General features: G+C 64.6%; 19 protein-coding genes. 5 read left to right on the top strand and 14 right to left on the bottom strand.

Annotated elements, in window-relative coordinates; translation table 11 throughout:
- Window positions 1–44: 44 nt before the first annotated feature.
- Both ACR0EF_RS15700 and soxR read right to left on the bottom strand, forming a co-directional pair.
- Window positions 45–1,691, bottom strand: coding sequence for an electron transfer flavoprotein-ubiquinone oxidoreductase (locus tag ACR0EF_RS15700; RefSeq protein WP_170373095.1), 1,647 nt, complete (start codon window positions 1,689–1,691; stop codon window positions 45–47).
- 136 nt (window positions 1,692–1,827) lie between these two features.
- Window positions 1,828–2,283, bottom strand: coding sequence for a redox-sensitive transcriptional activator SoxR (soxR, locus tag ACR0EF_RS15705; RefSeq protein ID WP_170342262.1), 456 nt, complete (start codon window positions 2,281–2,283; stop codon window positions 1,828–1,830).
- An 89-nt stretch (window positions 2,284–2,372) separates the two neighbouring features.
- Here soxR and ACR0EF_RS15710 point away from each other — a divergent pair, with 89 nt between their 5' ends.
- The 3 genes from ACR0EF_RS15710 (at window position 2,373) to ACR0EF_RS15720 (ending at window position 4,467) form a co-directional block, all read left to right on the top strand.
- The gene (locus ACR0EF_RS15710; protein WP_170373096.1) at window positions 2,373–2,753 is read left to right on the top strand and encodes a VOC family protein; all 381 of its coding nucleotides are present in this window, start codon (window positions 2,373–2,375) and stop codon (window positions 2,751–2,753) included.
- A gap of 238 nt (window positions 2,754–2,991) precedes the next feature.
- Window positions 2,992–3,462: a transcription elongation factor GreA gene (gene greA / locus ACR0EF_RS15715; protein ID WP_170372294.1), complete on the top strand. Its 471-nt coding sequence runs from the start codon at window positions 2,992–2,994 to the stop codon at window positions 3,460–3,462.
- Between the two features lie 12 nt (window positions 3,463–3,474).
- Window positions 3,475–4,467, top strand: coding sequence for a hypothetical protein (locus ACR0EF_RS15720; protein WP_170372296.1), 993 nt, complete (start codon window positions 3,475–3,477; stop codon window positions 4,465–4,467).
- On the opposite strand, the gene ACR0EF_RS15725 is transcribed toward ACR0EF_RS15720, so the two are convergent.
- The 5 genes from ACR0EF_RS15725 to ACR0EF_RS15745 are packed head-to-tail and all read right to left on the bottom strand — an operon-like array spanning window position 4,464 to window position 8,433.
- The gene (locus tag ACR0EF_RS15725) at window positions 4,464–5,060 is read right to left on the bottom strand and encodes a GNAT family N-acetyltransferase (protein WP_367646420.1); all 597 of its coding nucleotides are present in this window, start codon (window positions 5,058–5,060) and stop codon (window positions 4,464–4,466) included. The two genes, ACR0EF_RS15720 and ACR0EF_RS15725, sit on opposite strands and share 4 nt — an antisense overlap.
- The gene (locus ACR0EF_RS15730) at window positions 5,057–6,316 is read right to left on the bottom strand and encodes a molybdopterin-binding protein (protein ID WP_170372298.1); all 1,260 of its coding nucleotides are present in this window, start codon (window positions 6,314–6,316) and stop codon (window positions 5,057–5,059) included. Before ACR0EF_RS15730 ends, ACR0EF_RS15725 begins: the two co-directional genes overlap by 4 nt.
- Window positions 6,317–6,336: 20 nt before the next feature.
- Window positions 6,337–6,846 carry a molybdopterin-guanine dinucleotide biosynthesis protein B gene (gene mobB / locus ACR0EF_RS15735; protein ID WP_170373097.1) on the bottom strand — a complete coding sequence of 170 codons (510 nt, stop codon included), beginning with the start codon at window positions 6,844–6,846 and terminating at the stop codon, window positions 6,337–6,339.
- Entirely contained in the window at window positions 6,843–7,499 is a 657-nt protein-coding gene (mobA, locus tag ACR0EF_RS15740) for a molybdenum cofactor guanylyltransferase MobA (RefSeq protein ID WP_170372303.1), read from the bottom strand. The genes mobB and mobA overlap by 4 nt, the downstream gene beginning before the upstream one ends.
- On the bottom strand, window positions 7,489–8,433 hold the full coding sequence (locus ACR0EF_RS15745) for a formate dehydrogenase accessory sulfurtransferase FdhD (protein WP_170360056.1): 945 nt from the start codon (window positions 8,431–8,433) through the stop codon (window positions 7,489–7,491). Before ACR0EF_RS15745 ends, mobA begins: the two co-directional genes overlap by 11 nt.
- Between ACR0EF_RS15745 and ACR0EF_RS15750 the strand changes: the two genes are divergently transcribed.
- Together ACR0EF_RS15750 and ACR0EF_RS15755 are read left to right on the top strand one after the other, a co-directional pair.
- Window positions 8,432–9,148, top strand: a complete 717-nt coding sequence (locus ACR0EF_RS15750; protein WP_170342980.1) for an AzlC family ABC transporter permease — start codon at window positions 8,432–8,434, stop codon at window positions 9,146–9,148. The genes ACR0EF_RS15745 and ACR0EF_RS15750 overlap by 2 nt on opposite strands.
- Window positions 9,145–9,477, top strand: a complete 333-nt coding sequence (locus ACR0EF_RS15755) for an AzlD domain-containing protein (protein ID WP_170360054.1) — start codon at window positions 9,145–9,147, stop codon at window positions 9,475–9,477. Before ACR0EF_RS15750 ends, ACR0EF_RS15755 begins: the two co-directional genes overlap by 4 nt.
- On the opposite strand, the gene ACR0EF_RS15760 is transcribed toward ACR0EF_RS15755, so the two are convergent.
- The 7 genes from ACR0EF_RS15760 to ACR0EF_RS15790 form a co-directional block, all read right to left on the bottom strand.
- Window positions 9,466–10,098: a hypothetical protein gene (locus tag ACR0EF_RS15760; protein WP_170373098.1), complete on the bottom strand. Its 633-nt coding sequence runs from the start codon at window positions 10,096–10,098 to the stop codon at window positions 9,466–9,468. The genes ACR0EF_RS15755 and ACR0EF_RS15760 overlap by 12 nt on opposite strands.
- A 16-nt stretch (window positions 10,099–10,114) precedes the next feature.
- The gene (locus tag ACR0EF_RS15765; protein WP_093963530.1) at window positions 10,115–10,249 is read right to left on the bottom strand and encodes an aa3-type cytochrome c oxidase subunit IV; all 135 of its coding nucleotides are present in this window, start codon (window positions 10,247–10,249) and stop codon (window positions 10,115–10,117) included.
- Window positions 10,250–10,340: 91 nt separating this feature from the next.
- Entirely contained in the window at window positions 10,341–10,901 is a 561-nt protein-coding gene (locus ACR0EF_RS15770) for a hypothetical protein (RefSeq protein WP_170372307.1), read from the bottom strand.
- Complete coding sequence (locus ACR0EF_RS15775; RefSeq protein WP_170373099.1) at window positions 10,888–12,726, bottom strand: glycerophosphodiester phosphodiesterase family protein; 1,839 nt, start codon at window positions 12,724–12,726, stop codon at window positions 10,888–10,890. Before ACR0EF_RS15775 ends, ACR0EF_RS15770 begins: the two co-directional genes overlap by 14 nt.
- Before the next feature lie 64 nt (window positions 12,727–12,790).
- On the bottom strand, window positions 12,791–13,243 hold the full coding sequence (locus tag ACR0EF_RS15780; protein ID WP_170342276.1) for a DUF6173 family protein: 453 nt from the start codon (window positions 13,241–13,243) through the stop codon (window positions 12,791–12,793).
- Window positions 13,244–13,247: 4 nt separating this feature from the next.
- The gene (locus tag ACR0EF_RS15785) at window positions 13,248–14,294 is read right to left on the bottom strand and encodes an MBL fold metallo-hydrolase (RefSeq protein WP_170373100.1); all 1,047 of its coding nucleotides are present in this window, start codon (window positions 14,292–14,294) and stop codon (window positions 13,248–13,250) included.
- Entirely contained in the window at window positions 14,294–15,997 is a 1,704-nt protein-coding gene (locus ACR0EF_RS15790; RefSeq protein ID WP_170373101.1) for an acyl-CoA dehydrogenase, read from the bottom strand. The genes ACR0EF_RS15785 and ACR0EF_RS15790 overlap by 1 nt, the downstream gene beginning before the upstream one ends.
- Window positions 15,998–16,035: the final 38 nt, after the last annotated feature.

Raw genomic sequence — 16,035 nt, forward strand, 5'->3', positions numbered from 1 at the left:
CAATGGCCGAGCGTTCACGGCCCCGCCATTGCCCGGGTTTTTGCCTACATGTTGGGGTAGTTCGGTCCGTCCCCACCCTGCGGCGTGGTCCACGTGATGTTCTGGCTGGGATCCTTGATGTCACAGGTCTTGCAGTGGACGCAGTTCTGGAAGTTGATCACGAATCGCGGCTCGGCCTCGTCCTTCACCACTTCGTACACGCCCGCCGGGCAATACCGCTGCGCCGGTTCGTCAAACTTGGGCAGGTTGACCTTCACCGGAATCTCGGGGTCGGTCAGCTTCAAGTGACAGGGTTGGCTTTCTTCGTGGTTGGTGAACGAAAACGCCACGTTGGTCAGACGATCGAAAGACAGCGTGCCATCGGGCTTCGGATAGTCGATGGGGGGGTGCTTGCTGGCATCCTCGGTCGCCTCGGCGTCGTTCTTGCCATGGCCCAGCGTCCCCAGCAGCGAGAAGCCCAGCGTGTTGGTCCACATGTCCATGCCACCCAGCACCAGCGAAGCGGTCAGGCCGTATTTCGACCACAGCGGCTTGACGTTGCGAACCTTCTTGAGGTCGCGGCCGATCGTACCGTTGCGCACCTCGTCTTCATAGGCGTACAGCTCGTCGCCAGACCGGTCGGCCTTGAGGGCCTCGAACGCGGCCTCGGCCGCTGCCTTGCCCGACAGCATCGCGTTGTGGTTGCCCTTGATGCGCGGCACGTTGACCATGCCCGCCGAACAGCCCAGCAGCGCGACACCCGGCGCCACCAGCTTCGGCATCGACTGATATCCGCCCTCGGTGATCGCGCGGGCGCCATAGGCCACGCGCTTGCCGCCTTTCAGCAGGTCGGCCACCACCGGGTGGTGCTTGAACCGCTGGAATTCCATGTAAGGAAACAGGTGCGGGTTCTTGTAGTTCAGGTGAACCACGAAGCCGACATAGACCTGGTTGTTTTCCAGGTGATAGATGAACGACCCGCCCCCGGCATTGCCGCCCAGTGGCCAGCCCATCGTGTGGGTGACGCTGCCTTCCTTGTGCTTGGCGGGGTCGATCTCCCAGATTTCCTTCATGCCGATGCCGTATTTCTGCGGCTCTTTCCCGGCGGACAGGTCGTATTTCGCGATCACTTCCTTGGACAACGACCCGCGCACCCCTTCCGACAGGAAGACGTATTTGCCGTGCAGTTCCATGCCCGGCTCGGTGTTGGGGCCATAGGACCCGTCGGGTTCCAGCCCGAAGACACCTGCCACGACACCCTTGACCTCGCCATTGTCGCCATAGACCAGTTCGGAACAGGCCATGCCGGGGAAGATCTCGACGCCCAGTTCTTCGGCCTGTTCGGCCATCCAGCGGCAGACATTGCCCATCGAGACGATGTAGTTGCCGTGGTTGTTCATCAGCGGCGGCATCGGCCAGTTCGGGATGCGCAACTGGCCGGCCTCGCCCAGCATATAGAAGTTGTCTTCGCGCACGGGCACGTTCAGCGGCGCGCCCTTTTCCTTCCAGTCGGGGATCAGCGCATCCAGACCGCACGGGTCCAACACCGCGCCCGACAGGATATGCGCGCCCACTTCCGAGCCCTTTTCCAGCACGACCACGTTCAGGTCGGCGTCCAGCTGTTTCAGACGAATGGCCGCCGACAGGCCCGCCGGGCCTGCGCCCACGATCACCACGTCGTATTCCATCGCTTCGCGTTCAATTTCGGCCATCGTGGGCTCCTCCGCTAACTATCCGAATTGGCGCCTGGGGCGCGGGCTCGGCGAAATTTTGTTTCCCGGCTGATTACCTGCTGGAAAAGACCTTGGTCAATCAAAACACGGCGTAACATTGCTGCAATGCGGCAGATCAGCCCTCGGGCGCGTCACCCATCAAGTACCTGGGACCGCTACCATGGGCCTTGGCCCGGTCGTCGGGGTTGTAGAGCGCGCATTTCGGAAGGCTCAGACAGCCACAGCCGATGCAGCCGTCCAGATTGTCGCGCAGACGCAGCAGAGTATCGATTCGCTGGTCCAGATGCGCGCGCAGGCCGACGCTGATCTTTTTCCAATCCGCCGGCGTGGGCGTGCGGTTGTCGGGCAGCCCGGCCAGAACCTCGCGGATTTCGGGCAGGGTCAGACCGAACTGCTGGGCAATCATCACGAAGCTCAGCCGACGGATGTCGGCGCGCTGATACCGCCGCTGACCGCCCGGATTGCGCCAGGGGGAAATCAACCCCTGCGCCTCGTAATAGCGGATGGCGGATACCGCCAACCCCGTGCGGCGCGCCAGCGCGCCGATGGAAAGGCCTTCGGATGCGGGCATGCTCTCCTCCTGAAAAAATCTCTTGAGCTAAAGTTAAGTTTAGGAATTACGGTGAGTCGAAACAAGCCTGAACATGAGAAGGAGACCCCATGATGGCGACGCTGGAACACACGAACTTCACCGTCCGCAACCCGCAGGCAACCGCCGCCTGGATGCAGGACGTCTTCGGATGGAAAACCCACTGGGAAGGCCCCGCCATCGCGGGGGGCTATACCGTGCATGTGGGCAGCGCGCATACCTATCTGGCGCTTTATGCCCCGGCCGACCCGAAACCGTCGGGCGAAAGCAGCTATGACATCGTCGGCGGGCTGAACCATGTGGGCGTGCTGGTCGAGGACATCGACGCGACCGAGGCCAAGGTTCGCGCCGCGGGTTTCGAGCCGCACAACCACGCCGACTATGAACCCGGCCGCCGGTTCTATTTCGACGATGACAACGGCATCGAATTCGAGGTCGTTCAATATGATTGAGATGCTCTGGTTCGGCGCCGAGGCGCATCGCTGGAAACGCGGTGATCTGCTGGGGCATAGGCACAATCGGAAACCCCCACCGCCCCGACGGCGTTAAGTTGCGGATTGCAGGGGCCGAACCCCTTGGCCTCTTGCATTTCGCGCCATATTTGGGTCAGGTAATTGCCAACCCATCTTTCGCCCCGACGCTGGTCTCATGCGGCGGGGCGACTCAATTTGTGCGTGGAAAAAAGAAGATATGGAAAAGATCCCCATGACGCCCGCGGGCTTTGCCGCGCTCCAGGCAGAGCTCAAGCAACTCAAGTCCGTTGAACGCCCCGCCATCATCGAGGCCATCGCCTCGGCGCGCGAACTGGGCGACCTGAAGGAAAACGCCGAATACCACTCGGCCCGCGAAAAACAGGGCTTCATCGAAGGCCGCATCAAGGAACTGGAAGGCGTTCTGTCGCTGGCCGAGGTGATCGATCCGACCAAACTGTCGGGCGCGATCAAGTTCGGCGCCAAGGTCACCCTGGTGGACGAGGACACCGACGAGGAAAAGACCTGGCAGATCGTGGGCGAGCATGAGGCCAATATCGAAAAGGGCCTGCTGAACATCAAATCGCCCATCGCCCGCGCCCTGATCGGCAAGGAAGAAGGCGACAGCGTCGAGGTGCGCACCCCCGGCGGCGTGCGCTCGTACGAAGTGCTGAGCATCCACTACGCCTGATCGGAGCGCGTCATGTCGGGCCAAGCCCCTGATCCGGACAGCAAACGCCCCACCTGGCTGGGCATCTATGACCGTCCGGGCCGACCCAGCGTCACCGGGATCGAGATTGCGGCCGCGGCCCTCAGCCTGATCTGGCTGGTGGTGGCCGTGGTCTTTCTGGTGCTGCCCGAGCAGACGCAGGCCGGCGGTTTCATCGTGATGCTGCTTGCGGTTTTCATGCCGGTGGCGATGATCTGGGTCGCGGCACTGGCCATGCGCGCCAGTCGCATCATGCGCGAAGAGAGCGCCCGGCTGCAGACCGCGATCGACGCGATCCGCCAAGCCTATGTATCGCAGCAACAGCGGTCGGCCAGCACCTACGAACCCGCGGTGGCCCGGAAACTGGATGAAATCGCCGCGGCTGCCCGGCACACCCAAAGCACGCTGGCCACGTTCTCCAGCAAGCGGCGGGATCTTGCGCCGCTGGCAAGACCTGCGGCACCCTCGGGCCAGACCTCGTTGGAACTGGGCACTCCGGCCGAGGAGATACCGACTCCTCTGCCCACCGACATTTTTATACGCGCGCTGAACTTTCCCGAAACCGCCGAGGATACCGAAGGCTTCAACGCCCTGCGCCGCGCGATGAAGGACCGCAAGACCGCGCAACTGGTGCAGGCCGCCGAGGACGTGCTGACTCTGCTCAGCCAGGAAGGCATCTACATGGACGACCTGCGCCCGGACATGGCCCGCCCCGAGGTCTGGCGCCAGTTCGCCAAGGGCGAACGCGGGCGTGCGGTCGCTGCTTTGGGCGGCATCCGCGACCGGTCGTGCCTGGCGCTGACCTCGGCGCGGATGAAACAGGACCCGATCTTTCGCGATGCGGTGCATCACTTCCTGCGCCGCTTCGACACCATGATCGTCGAGTTCGAACCTGTGGCCAGCGACGCCGACCTGACCGCCTTGGGCGACACGCGCACGGCGCGCGCCTTCATGCTGCTGGGCCGGGTGGCCGGGACCTTCGACTAGCCACCGTCGGTCACGACCCACCGCATTTTCGTAGCCGAACTGAATCCGAACAGATGCTTGAACGGGCCGGTATAATCCTGCCCGATCGCCTGAAACCCTTCGCGCTCGTACAGGGTCCGCGCGCTCGGGTTGGTGTTGATCACGTCCAGGTGCACCTCGTGCATGCCCAGCCTCTGCGCTTCGTCCTTGATCGCCCGCAGCAATAGGGTCCCGACACCCTGCCCGCGCGCCTCGGCTGCCACGCATATGCCATCCATCTGGAACACGCCCGGCTTCAGGTCGCGCTCCAGAACGCTCAGGACAAGGCCCCGCCACAGGGCGCCGAACCAGCCATAGACCCGGGCCAGATCCGCCAACCTTCCCTGCGTCAGCCCACCGTCGCAGGTCTTGTACCCGGCCAGCCCCAGCATCCGCCCATCCGCATCCCGCGCCACCAGGGCGAAACCGGGGTTCAGCACCCGTTCAAAAAAGGCCAACCCGCGCGCGTCCGGCCCCATGACGCGCGACAGTTTGCCCGAAAACGCCTGCCAGAACAGCGCGGCCGCCCGCGCGCGCTCATCAGGGGAAAACCCGCACGAGACCGAAACCGTCACAGGCCGAAACTGCCATAGGGTATGAAACGCACAGGGTCTCCGGGCTGGATGTCAAGAGGACCGTCCGGCAGTTCGACCAGCCCTTCGGCCCAGCTGAGCCCGCTGATGCGACCCGACCCTTCCGAATGAAACACCTCGACCCGGCCGTCGCGGACCCGGGCGCGCAGGTATTCACGGCGGCCCGGTTTCTTGCACTTGGCGAACCCGGCGGGCAAGTCAAAGCCCTGCGGCTGCCGCCACCCCTCGCCCGCCATCAGGCCCAGCGCGGGCCGGGCAAAGATCAGGGTGCAGACCATCGCCGCAACCGGGTTGCCCGGCAGGCCGAACACCGGCGTGCCCTGCCACAGGCCCAGCGCCAGCGGGCGGCCCGGTTTCAGCGCGATGCGCCATTCCTGCAAGGCCCCCGCCGCGCGCAACAGGGCCGAGACATGATCCTCGTCCCCCGCCGAAGCGCCGCCACTGGTCAGGATCGCGTCGGTCTGTTGCGCAGCTTGGTCCAAGCGGTCCCGCAGCGCGGCCCGGTCGTCGCCCACGCGGCCCAGATCGACCGGCACAAAACCCATCCGTTGCAGCATCGCCAACAGCATCGGGCGGTTCGCATCATAGATCTGGCCCGGCCCCGCGGCCTGACCCGGATCACGCAATTCATCGCCGGTGGACAGAACCCCCACGCGCAAGGGGCTGCGGACCGGGACCTCGGCCACGCCCACCGCTGACAGCAGCGCCAGATCGGCGGGTGTCAAGCGTCGCCCGGCCGGCACAGCCAAGGCCCCGGTCTGCAGGTCTTCGCCCGCCTTGCGCGTGTTTGCGCCGGCCTTCAAAGGCCCGTTGAAGGCGATGTGGCCGTCCTGCACGGTCACGTCCTCTTCCAGAATGACGGTATCCACCCCCTCGGGCAGCGGCGCGCCGGTCAGAACGCGCAGCGCCTGCCCCTCCGGCACGGCCCCCGCGAACGGCACGCCCGCCGCCGCGCGCCCCTGGGCCAGCGGCAGGACATGCGGGCCCTCGGGCCGACCACCGGCAAAACCGTACCCGTCCACCGCCGTGTTGGGCAGCGGCGGATTCGACCGTTGCGCGATCACGTCCTGCGCCAGAACGCGCCCGCAGGCTTGACCAACGGGCAGGGTCTCGACGCCGGCCACCGGGTGCAACCGGTCGCGCAGCAGGGCCAGCGCGTCATCGACCGGGGTCCATTCGACCCCCGGCGGCAGGGCGAAACAGTCGTTTTTCAGCGGTGGAGGCGCGATCTTCGGCATGGTCCGGTCCTCGGGCATGGTCAGGGGCTTGGCCGCCGCCCCAAGCCGACCTCGGCCAGGATGAAATCGGCAATGGCAGGCGTGTCGTTCAGATCGAAAACCGGACGGTCCAGATCCAGCGGCGTGTCGCTGGCCACCGCGCGGATCGTCGGATCGTCAGCGGCAATCAACGGATTTCCAGGCTGGGCGCGAAAAGCCTCGACCTTGGGGTGGCGCGCGCGCTTGTACCCCTCGACCAACACCAGATCGACCGGGGAAAGACGCGCCAGAAGGTCGTCCAACGGCGGCTCGGGCGCGCCGCGCAGTTCCTGCATCACGGCGATGCGCCGGCTGGATGCAAGCAGAACCTCGGACGCACCGGCGGTTCGGTGGCGGTGGCTGTCGGTGCCCGGCCGGTCCACGTCAACCGCGTGATGAGCGTGTTTGACGGTCGAGACACTGAACCCGCGCCCGGTGATCTCGGCCACCAGCCGCTCGACCAGCCCGGTCTTGCCCGCATTCTTCCAGCCGGTAACGCCGTAAACCTTCATGCCTGCTCCAACAGGTGCTGCGCCCGGATCAGATCTTCGGGCGTGTTGACGTTGAAGAACGGATCGAACGGGTCGGCCGGAAACAGCGCCTCGCGCCCGTCATGGCGGTCGGTCCACAGGACCACCTTGCGCAACCCGTCCGTCAGGGCCGCGCGCAGATCGTCGCGCAGCGACACGGGCCACAGACCAAAGGTCGGGTGCCGGTTCACCCGGCGGCCACCGCCCGATTTCAGCGCCTCGTCACCGGTGCGCGGCGTGGTGGCCAGAGCCAGCGGATGAGCCTGCCCCTGCGCCGCCCGCGTCAGCCGCTCGACCAGATCGCGCGGAAAGAACGGCGTGTCGGCGGCAGCGGTGACGATGCAATCAGCGCCCTGCCCCGCCGCCCAATCCAACCCGGCCAGAACGCCCGCTAACGGCCCGGCGTAACCCGCGATGCTGTCCGGCAGGACCGGCAGGCCAAGATCGGCAAAGCGCGCAGGGTCGCCATTGGCGTTCAGCGCCAGCCCGGCCACCTGCGGCGCCAACCGGTCGATCACATGCGCCAACAGGCTTTGCCCCCCCAGTTGCAGAAACCCTTTGTCTCCGCCGCCCATCCGCGTGGCCAGACCTCCGGCCAGTATGACGCCGAGGGGGCGTGATGCTTCAACTTCCATCGGCGCTTTTCCTTCGATGCTTCCTGTCCTCGACCGGGACGGTGGCCGGGTCCGCGTCGCGCAGCAGCCGGTCTTCGCCCGACAGGCAGACGAAACGTTGGCCGCGCATCCGGCCGATCAGGGTCAGGCCGACCTCGCGCGCGATTTCGACGCCCCACGCGGTAAAGCCGGACCGCGAAGCCAGAACCGGGATGCCCATCATCGCCGTCTTGATCACCATTTCCGAGGTCAGCCGCCCGGTGGTGTACAGGATCTTGTCGCCGGACGCCTCGCCTTCGGACAACATCCAGCCCGCGATCTTGTCCACCGCGTTGTGGCGGCCCACGTCCTCCATATAGACCAGCGGGCGACTCTCACGGCACAGAACCGTGCCGTGGATCGCCCCGGCCTGCAGGTACAGCGACGGCGTGCGGTTGATCTTGGCCGCCACATCATACAGCCACGAGGTGCGCACCTGAACCTGCGGCAGGCGCACTCCCTCCAACCCCTCCATCATGTCGCCGAACACCGTGCCCACCGCGCAGCCGCTGGTGCGGGTCTTTTTCTTCAGCTTGTCCTCGTACGAGGTTTCGCGGGTCGTGCGCACCACGACGGTTTCCAGATCGTCATCGTAATCGACACGCGTGATCTCGTCATCGGGGCGCAACATGCCCTGGTTGCGCAAAAAGCCCAGCGCCAGATATTCGGGGTAGTCGCCGATGGTCATCGCGGTCACGATCTCTTGCGAATTGAGGAAGATCGTCAGCGGGCGCTCCTCGACAACCGAGATGCGGCTGACCTCGCCGTTCTGGTCCACCCCCTCGACCACGCGGGTCAACCGCGCCGCGCCGGGATCGGGGGCGATGATGTATTCCGACAGATCGGTTTCGGTGGCCAATTGCAACCCTCTCGCTGACCCGCTACTGCTGCGCAGACCACCATAGGATCTAGCCATGGCAACCTCCACATCCAAGTCATACTATTGGCAGGGTTTTCGCGACGGGACCCCGTTCATCTTCGTGGCGGTGCCCTTCGGCACCCTGTTCGGCGTCTTCGCGACCGAGGCGGGCCTGAGCATTCTGCAGACCATGGTGTTCACCGCAGCCGTATTTGCAGGCGCCGCGCAGTTTGCATCGCTGCAGCTGCTGCAGGACGGCACACCCACGGCCATCATTCTGGTTTCGGCACTGGCCGTGAACCTGCGGATGGCCATGTATTCAGCGTCTTTGACGCCTTATCTGGGCGCGGCGCCCCTGTGGCAACGGGCCTTTGCCGCCTATCTTACGGTCGACCAATCCTATGCCTGCTCGATCGTCCAGTTCGAAAAGGAACCGGACATGTCGGTTCCGCAGCGCATGACCTATTTCATGGGGTCGGTTTCGCCGCTGGTGCCCATGTGGGTACTGGCAACCTTTATTGGCGCCTACCTGGGAACGCAGATCCCGGATAGCTGGGCACTGGATTTCGCGCTGCCGATCACCTTTCTGGCCATGATCGGCCCGATGATGCGCACTCCGGCCCATGTGGTCGCGGCTCTGGTCGCCATCGTCGTGTCGCTGCTATGCGTGGCAATCCCCTACAATCTCGGCCTGCTGATCGCGGGCTGCGCGGGCATGATGGCCGGTGCGCAGGCCGAAGTGATGCTGGAACGCAGAAAGGTAGCGTTATGACCACCCCCGATCAGACAACGGTCTGGACGATCATCGTCGGGCTGGCGCTCGGCAGCTATGCCCTGCGCTTCGTGTTCATCGGCTTTGTCGGAGACCGTCCGTTGCCGCCATGGTTGCTGCGGCATCTACGCTATACGGCGGTGGCCATCCTGCCGGCCCTGATTGCCCCTCTGGTCATGTGGCCCACGGCCACCGAGGGCCAGCCGGACCTGCCGCGCATGGCCTCGGCCGTGGTTGCCCTGAGCGTCGGGTTGATCACCAAGAACGTGCTGGCCGCCATCTTTGCCGGGGCCGGCACGCTGTATGGTCTGTTGTACCTAGTTGGTTGAAGCCGCTTCCAGCTGGTTGAGCGCGGCGTTGTTGGCCGCCAGCCCCGCCTGCAGATCGGCGCTGTCGTTTTCACGATATTCGGTCGTGACGACCCCCGGAATCTGCCCGAACTGATCGGACAACTTGACCGGGTAGAAGGTGGTCTGGATCTGCTCGAACCCGGGAACCTGCTGCAGCAGCCGAGCCGTCGAGTTGGCGCAGTAGGCGCCCGGAACCGGTCCGGACTGTTTGGCCAGCTGATAGGCGATCTCGGCCTGCTGGGGGGTCACCTGGATGGTCTGGATGCGCGCATAATGCGTTTCGCGTGCGTGCGAGCTGCGATAGGCACGCTCGACCGCGGGGGTGATGCCATACAGCACGTCATCCTTGATCGGCACCACATCGGCGCGGAACGACCCGGCGGGGTCGAAAATTACCCGCTCGCTGGCGCTGATCATCAGCGAGGTATGCGCGCCAGACCCCGTACGCGTGTTGATCATCGTGTACAGGGTCAGCGTTGAGGGCCCCGGGTCACGGTAGGATCGCGCAACGATCTCGGACTGGTCGGCCTGAGGGCGCTGCGACGTGGCACAGCCTGCGACGGTTGCTGCCAGCAGGCAGGCAATCAAGATGCGAAACATGACCCGTCAGTCCGGCTTATGCCCCGAAGATCGCAAGAAATAGGGCAATGAAGCAGATCACCACGACGCTGTAGGTGGTGAATTTGATGAACCCGTTGAAGGTTTTGGTCTGGACGGTGATGTCCATCTCGCCGTGTTTGTGTTCAGCCATTTCGAAAGATTCCCAATTCGCGTGTTTGCCGGTTTGGATAAATCATATTTTCCGGCCTGTCACGACGTCAATCGCGCGCAGGTGCCCGAGTTCAGTCGCCCGCAGCCTCATCGGTGGCAAAAACCGAGCAGCCGGGATACCCGAAGCCCCACCGCCACGGCAGGCCGGTGCAAGGGCCACCTCCGAATCGGACGGCCATGAACATCGCCTCGGCGGTGATCGACATGGCCGACGTCACCTGCTCGGGCGTCATGTCGTATTGCGTGGCATAGTCCTGCGCATGCTGGGCTCCGAATTCCTTGACGCAGGCGCGCAGGGCGCGGTCAGCCTCCAGCCGGGCGTCGAAACTGGCGCCGGCGGACGTGGCGCCCCCGGCGGTGTGATACGCGCGATCATGAGTCACGCAGCAGGACTCCCACGGCGGGTGGCTTTCATAAACCGCGCGAAATCTGGGAAAGGTTTCTGCCACCAGCCGCCAGCTGGACGACATGCCGCCCGAGCAGCCATCGGTTTCAAACGCGCTCAATGGTTGCCCAACCGATTGCGCGATCAAAGCCCGATGCGCGGGCATCTCGACGCCGCGCATCAGATCCTGCGCCGAAGCCGACCCGGCAAGGCAGGCAAGCAAAAGACCGAAGCTAGGGGCTTTCATCGCGCATAGCCTCGGTATCGACCGACAGGCCGAAGGTCGTGGCCAGCCACAGCAGCAAGCGCTCGCCCGGTTCCATTTCGGCGCGGACACGTAGCACTTCACGCGCCATGGCGGGGCGGTCAGTGATCAGACCGTCGACACCCATCGAGGCCATCGACGACATCTGCAGCGGGTCATTCACCGTCCAGACATAGATATCTTTGCCTGCATCATGGACCGAGCGGATCAGCCCAGGCGTGACCATCCCGGCATTTACCGCGACGAAATCGCCCTCCAGCCCGGTCAGATCGCCCACCGCCGTGGCAGCCAGAACGCCGGCGCGCCAGTCCGGGCGCAACGCTTTCATCTTCTGCACCGCCGGGTATTTGAGCGACATCGTGGCGATGTCCTGCTCCATCCCGAATTCTTCGACGATGGCGGCCACGCGGTTTTCCAGGTCCACATCATGGCCATAGTATTTCAGTTCGATGATGACCTTGGATTTGCCCTTCGCGGCCTTCAGAACCTCGCGCAGGGTCGGAGTGCGCTGATCGGCATATTCGGGGTCGAACCAGCTGCCGATATCGATCTGCGCCATATCCTCCATCGTGGCATCCCAGACCTTCATATTGACCCCGCCCAGCTTCATGAAGTCGCTGTCATGGGCCACGATCACCTGGCCGTCGGCGTTTTCCTGAACGTCGATCTCGACCCAGTCGGCCCCGTCTTCGATGGCCTTCAACACCGCAGCCATCGTGTTTTCCGGCCGCAGCGCCGCCGCGCCCCGGTGGCCGATCACGTCGGCATGATCGGGTGCCGAAATCTGGTCCAGCACGTCCTGGCCGAACCAGATCCCGGCCAACAAGGCCACAACGGCCGCGGCAACGGTCACCAGAACCGGGGCGCGCAGATTTCCGGCTTCGGGATGGGGAAGCTCTGCCGCCCGGGGTTCAAAAAACCCATCCAGCAGAACCGCCAGCGCGCCTAACGCCACCGCCGCTAGCACCAATCCGGCCAGAGACCACAGCCCGGCCACCAGCAGGCTGAGCGTCAGGGCAAACCGCAGGTTCGTGCCCTGTTCCAGAGGTACAAGGTGGAACAACAGGCTGGCCACGGCGGCAATCAGCGCAGCGATCGCCAGACGTACGACCAGCCACAGCGCCAGTTCGATCTTCAACCGGCCGCGTTTGCCCTCCATTCGGCGGGCGCTTTCGGCAAAGGCGTCCGAGGGCGCAATTCCCTCGAACAGCACCAGATGCAGGGCGAGCGCCCAAGCCGACAGGCGGCGGATCAGCACCCAGGCCAAGGCCAGCACCACCAACCCGATCAGTGCGACGGCCACCTGGAACGCGGGCGGATGGAAGGTCAGATAATAGTTGATGTCGTATTCGGTCAGCGTCCACCACGCGATCAGGCCCGCGACCGCTACGAAGGGCACCGCCAGAACAAGCACCCGCAGAATGAAGCGCACCGCGAAGGAAAACAGCGTCGGCAGGCGCGACAGGATCAATCGCAGCGCCGACCCGCCGGCCCCCCACGGGTCGCTCTCGCCCATCCTGAGCGATCCGGCCATGACCGAAAAGACGAACACCTCGGCCAACAAGAACAGGCCCAGAATGACCACCGCCGCCACGAAACCAACCGGCGACAGGATGAACATGGCGATGTCCTGATCGGTCAGCGCGGTTTGGTCGGACAGCATCACCGCGAGGTTCACGGTGAAGGCCACGCCGGGTGCGATCAGCGCGATCAGCAGCAGACGCACCGCCATATAGATGGGAACAAAGGTCCGGCGTCGGGCCCAGGCCCCGCGATAGGCATCTGTTACGGTTGAGAAATGTGACACGCCGGCCCCCTTTGAATGCTGAATTCATTCAAGGCCGCGCAGATGTGAATTGCAAGCGTGACGCTCAGCTTTCCTCAAGCTTGGCCGCGAGGCGGAAGCCGATCCGGTTGGCGGGCTTGTCCTCGACCGTTTTGGGCAGGGCGCGCAGCATGACGTTCAGCTGGCTGACATGCTGCACCAGCTGGGTGCGTGCGCCCGAACCGTCCGAGCCGTAGAAGGTGATCACGTCGGGGTCAAAATATCCCATCCCCTCGATCCGCATCACCCCGGCGTCACCGCCGGTAAAGCCCATGGCGACCTCGTGATCGGCATCGAGGGTCTGCTCGAAGTTCTGGATGTACAGGATCAGCCGTTCATACGCCCATTGGGCGGGGCTTTTGCTGTCGACCGGCTGGCGCAGGGGTTCGGGCAGGTCCTTGGTGCCCGACGTGCTGTCCGGGTCGGCATGCACCTCATAGCACCGGGGCAGAGCTGCCGCTTCGGCGGCCTCGGCCGAGGTTTCGATCTTGTCCTGCATCGTCTCAACCTTTGCGCTGATACACCCATGCGCCGTCCTCACGACGCGCCCGGGTCACGGCTCCAGTGTGATAAAGATGGTTCAGATGCGCAACCGCCTCGACCAGCGCAAGACCGTATTCGCCGTCGCGGATGGGGCGTTTGAACAGGGTCACGAAACAATCCGACGCCGCCTTGGGAGCGTCCAGATCGTCGAGCAGGCGCGCAAGAGCGCCGTGATGGTTCTCGATCAGTTGCTTCATGCGGATCGGCAGGCCGATGAAGGGCAGTTTGTGCCCCGGCAACACCACCTGATCGGGCCGCGCCAGCTGTTGCAGGCGCTCGCAGGCTTCAAGCCAGTCGGACACCGGGTCGGCCATCGGCTCGGTGGCATAGACGCCCAGGTTCGGGCTGATCGAACTGAGGATCTGGTCGCCCGAGATCACCAGGTTGTCGTCGCGGCTCCAGAACGTGGCGTGTTCGGGGGCATGTCCATTGCCCATATGCACGTCCCAGTCCCGGCCGCCCATGCGGATCACGTCGCCCTGCTTGATGCGGACAAAGCCCAGAGGCATCGGATAGACCGTGTCGGCAAAGTTGAAGGGCCGCTCGGCCATGCGTTTGGCCAGGATCTCGGGGGCCATGCCGGCGCTGCGGTAGAATTCCAGCGTCTCTTCCGGCCAGCTCTCCTGCACGTCCAGCGTCAGCATTCGCGCAAACAGCCATGCGGTACGGCTCGAAACCAGATCGGCGCCGTGCTCCGACTGGAACCACCCGGCATTTCCGACGTGGTCGGGGTGGTGATGCGTGACCACAACCCGGGTCACCGGCTTGCCCGCAAGCGGCCCGGCCATCAGGTCGGACCACAGGCCGCGCGTCTTTTTCGATGAAATCCCGGTGTCGATCACCGTCCAGCCATCGCCGTCATCCAGCGCGTAGACATTGACGTGGTCCAGCGCCATCGGCAGCGGCAGGCGCATCCAAAGCACGCCCTCGGCGATCTCGGTGGCTTGTCCGGGCGCGGGCGGCTCGGGCCAGGGATGGCGAAACGCCGGAGGCCGCGCGCCGTCCATCACGCGGCCAGTTCGTCGGCGCTGAGCGCGAACAGGTCTCCGGCTCCGATCTGCGCCTGATCCAGCAGGCCCGCGTATTCCGGCAGGCGCGCGGTGATGTAGTACCGCGCGAGCTTGGCGCGCGGACCATCCGGATCGGCCAAAGCGGCGATCAGGTGGTAATGCGCACCCAGCACGCGGGCAAAGGCGTTCAGATAGGCCACGGCCCCGGCAAAGCGATTGTTCATGTCCTCTTGCGCCGCCAGCCACTCGGTCGCCTCGCGCAGGGATTCGGTCGCCTCCCATACCGGGCCGGCCAACTCGGGCACGGTGGCGCGGGCGCGCTCGGCATGATCTTCGATCTCGTCCAGCAGGCGGGCGGCGGCTTCACCTCCGTCCATCATCTTGCGGCCAACAAGGTCCATGGCCTGAATGCCGTTGGTCCCCTCGTAGATCGCGGTGACGCGAACATCGCGGTAATACTGTGCGGCGCCGGTTTCCTCGATGTATCCCATGCCGCCATGCACCTGCAGGCCGGTCTCGGACACGCGCATGCCGGTCTGGGTGCCGAAAGCCTTGCAGATCGGGGTCAGCAGGGCCGCCCGCGCGGCCCAGTCGGCGTTGTCGGTGGCCTTGGCCATGTCGATAGCCGCGGCATTGGCCAGCATGATCGCACGGGCGGCGAACAGGTCGGCCCGCATGTCCATCAGCATCCGGCGCACATCGGCATGATCGATGATCGTGCCCGAAGGCGTCTTGCCCTGCTTGCGTTCCAGAGCATAGGCCAACGCGTGCTGATAGGAGCCCTCGGCCGCGCCCACGCCCTGCCCGCCGACGCCGAGGCGCGCGTTGTTCATCATCGTGAACATGGCGGCCATGCCCTTGTGTTCCTGGCCCACCAGCCAGCCCTTGGCGCCGTCATACTGCATCACGCAGGTGGGCGAGCCATGCAGTCCCATCTTGTGTTCCAACGACACCACCTTCAGGTCATTCGCCACGCCCGGATTACCGTTTTCATCGGGGATGAACTTGGGCACCAGGAACAGGGAAATCCCCTTGGTCCCCGGCGCGCCATCGGGCAGACGGGCCAGAACCAGGTGGCAGACATTCTCGCAGAAATCATTGTCGCCCCACGAGATGTAGATCTTCTGCCCGGTGATCGCATAGGTACCATCGCCGTTGGGTTCGGCCTTGGACGTCAGCGCGCCGACGTCAGACCCGGCCTGCGGTTCGGTCAGGTTCATCGTGCCCGACCATTCGCCCGACATCAGTTTGGGCAGGTACAGCGCCTTGAGCTCTTCGCTGGCGTGGTGTTCCAGCGCCTCGATCTGACCCTGGCTCATCAACGGGGCCAGCTGCAGCGACAGACAGGCGGCGCTCATCATCTCGTTGACGGCGGTGGTCACGGTCATGGGCAGGCCCATGCCGCCGTATTCGGGGTCACCGCTCATGCCGATCCAGCCACCCTCGGCGATCGCCTTCCAGCCATCGGCATAGCCGGGCGAGGTCCGCAATACCCCGTTTTCCAGCCGCGCCGGCTCAAGATCGCCGGGGCGCTGCAGGGGAGCCATTACCTCTTCGCACATCTTGCCGGCCTCGGACAGAATGGCGCTGACCACGTCCGGAGTGGCCTCGGCGAATTTCTCGGTCGCGGCGACGTCCTTGAACCCCACCACCTTGTCCATCAGGAACTCGTAATCAATGACAGGAGCGCGATATGGCATGGTTTCCCCCCGGAAATCGTGTGTCGGTCGCAATGGCG

The sequence above is a fragment of the Ruegeria sp. CG8 genome, assembly GCF_056537165.1.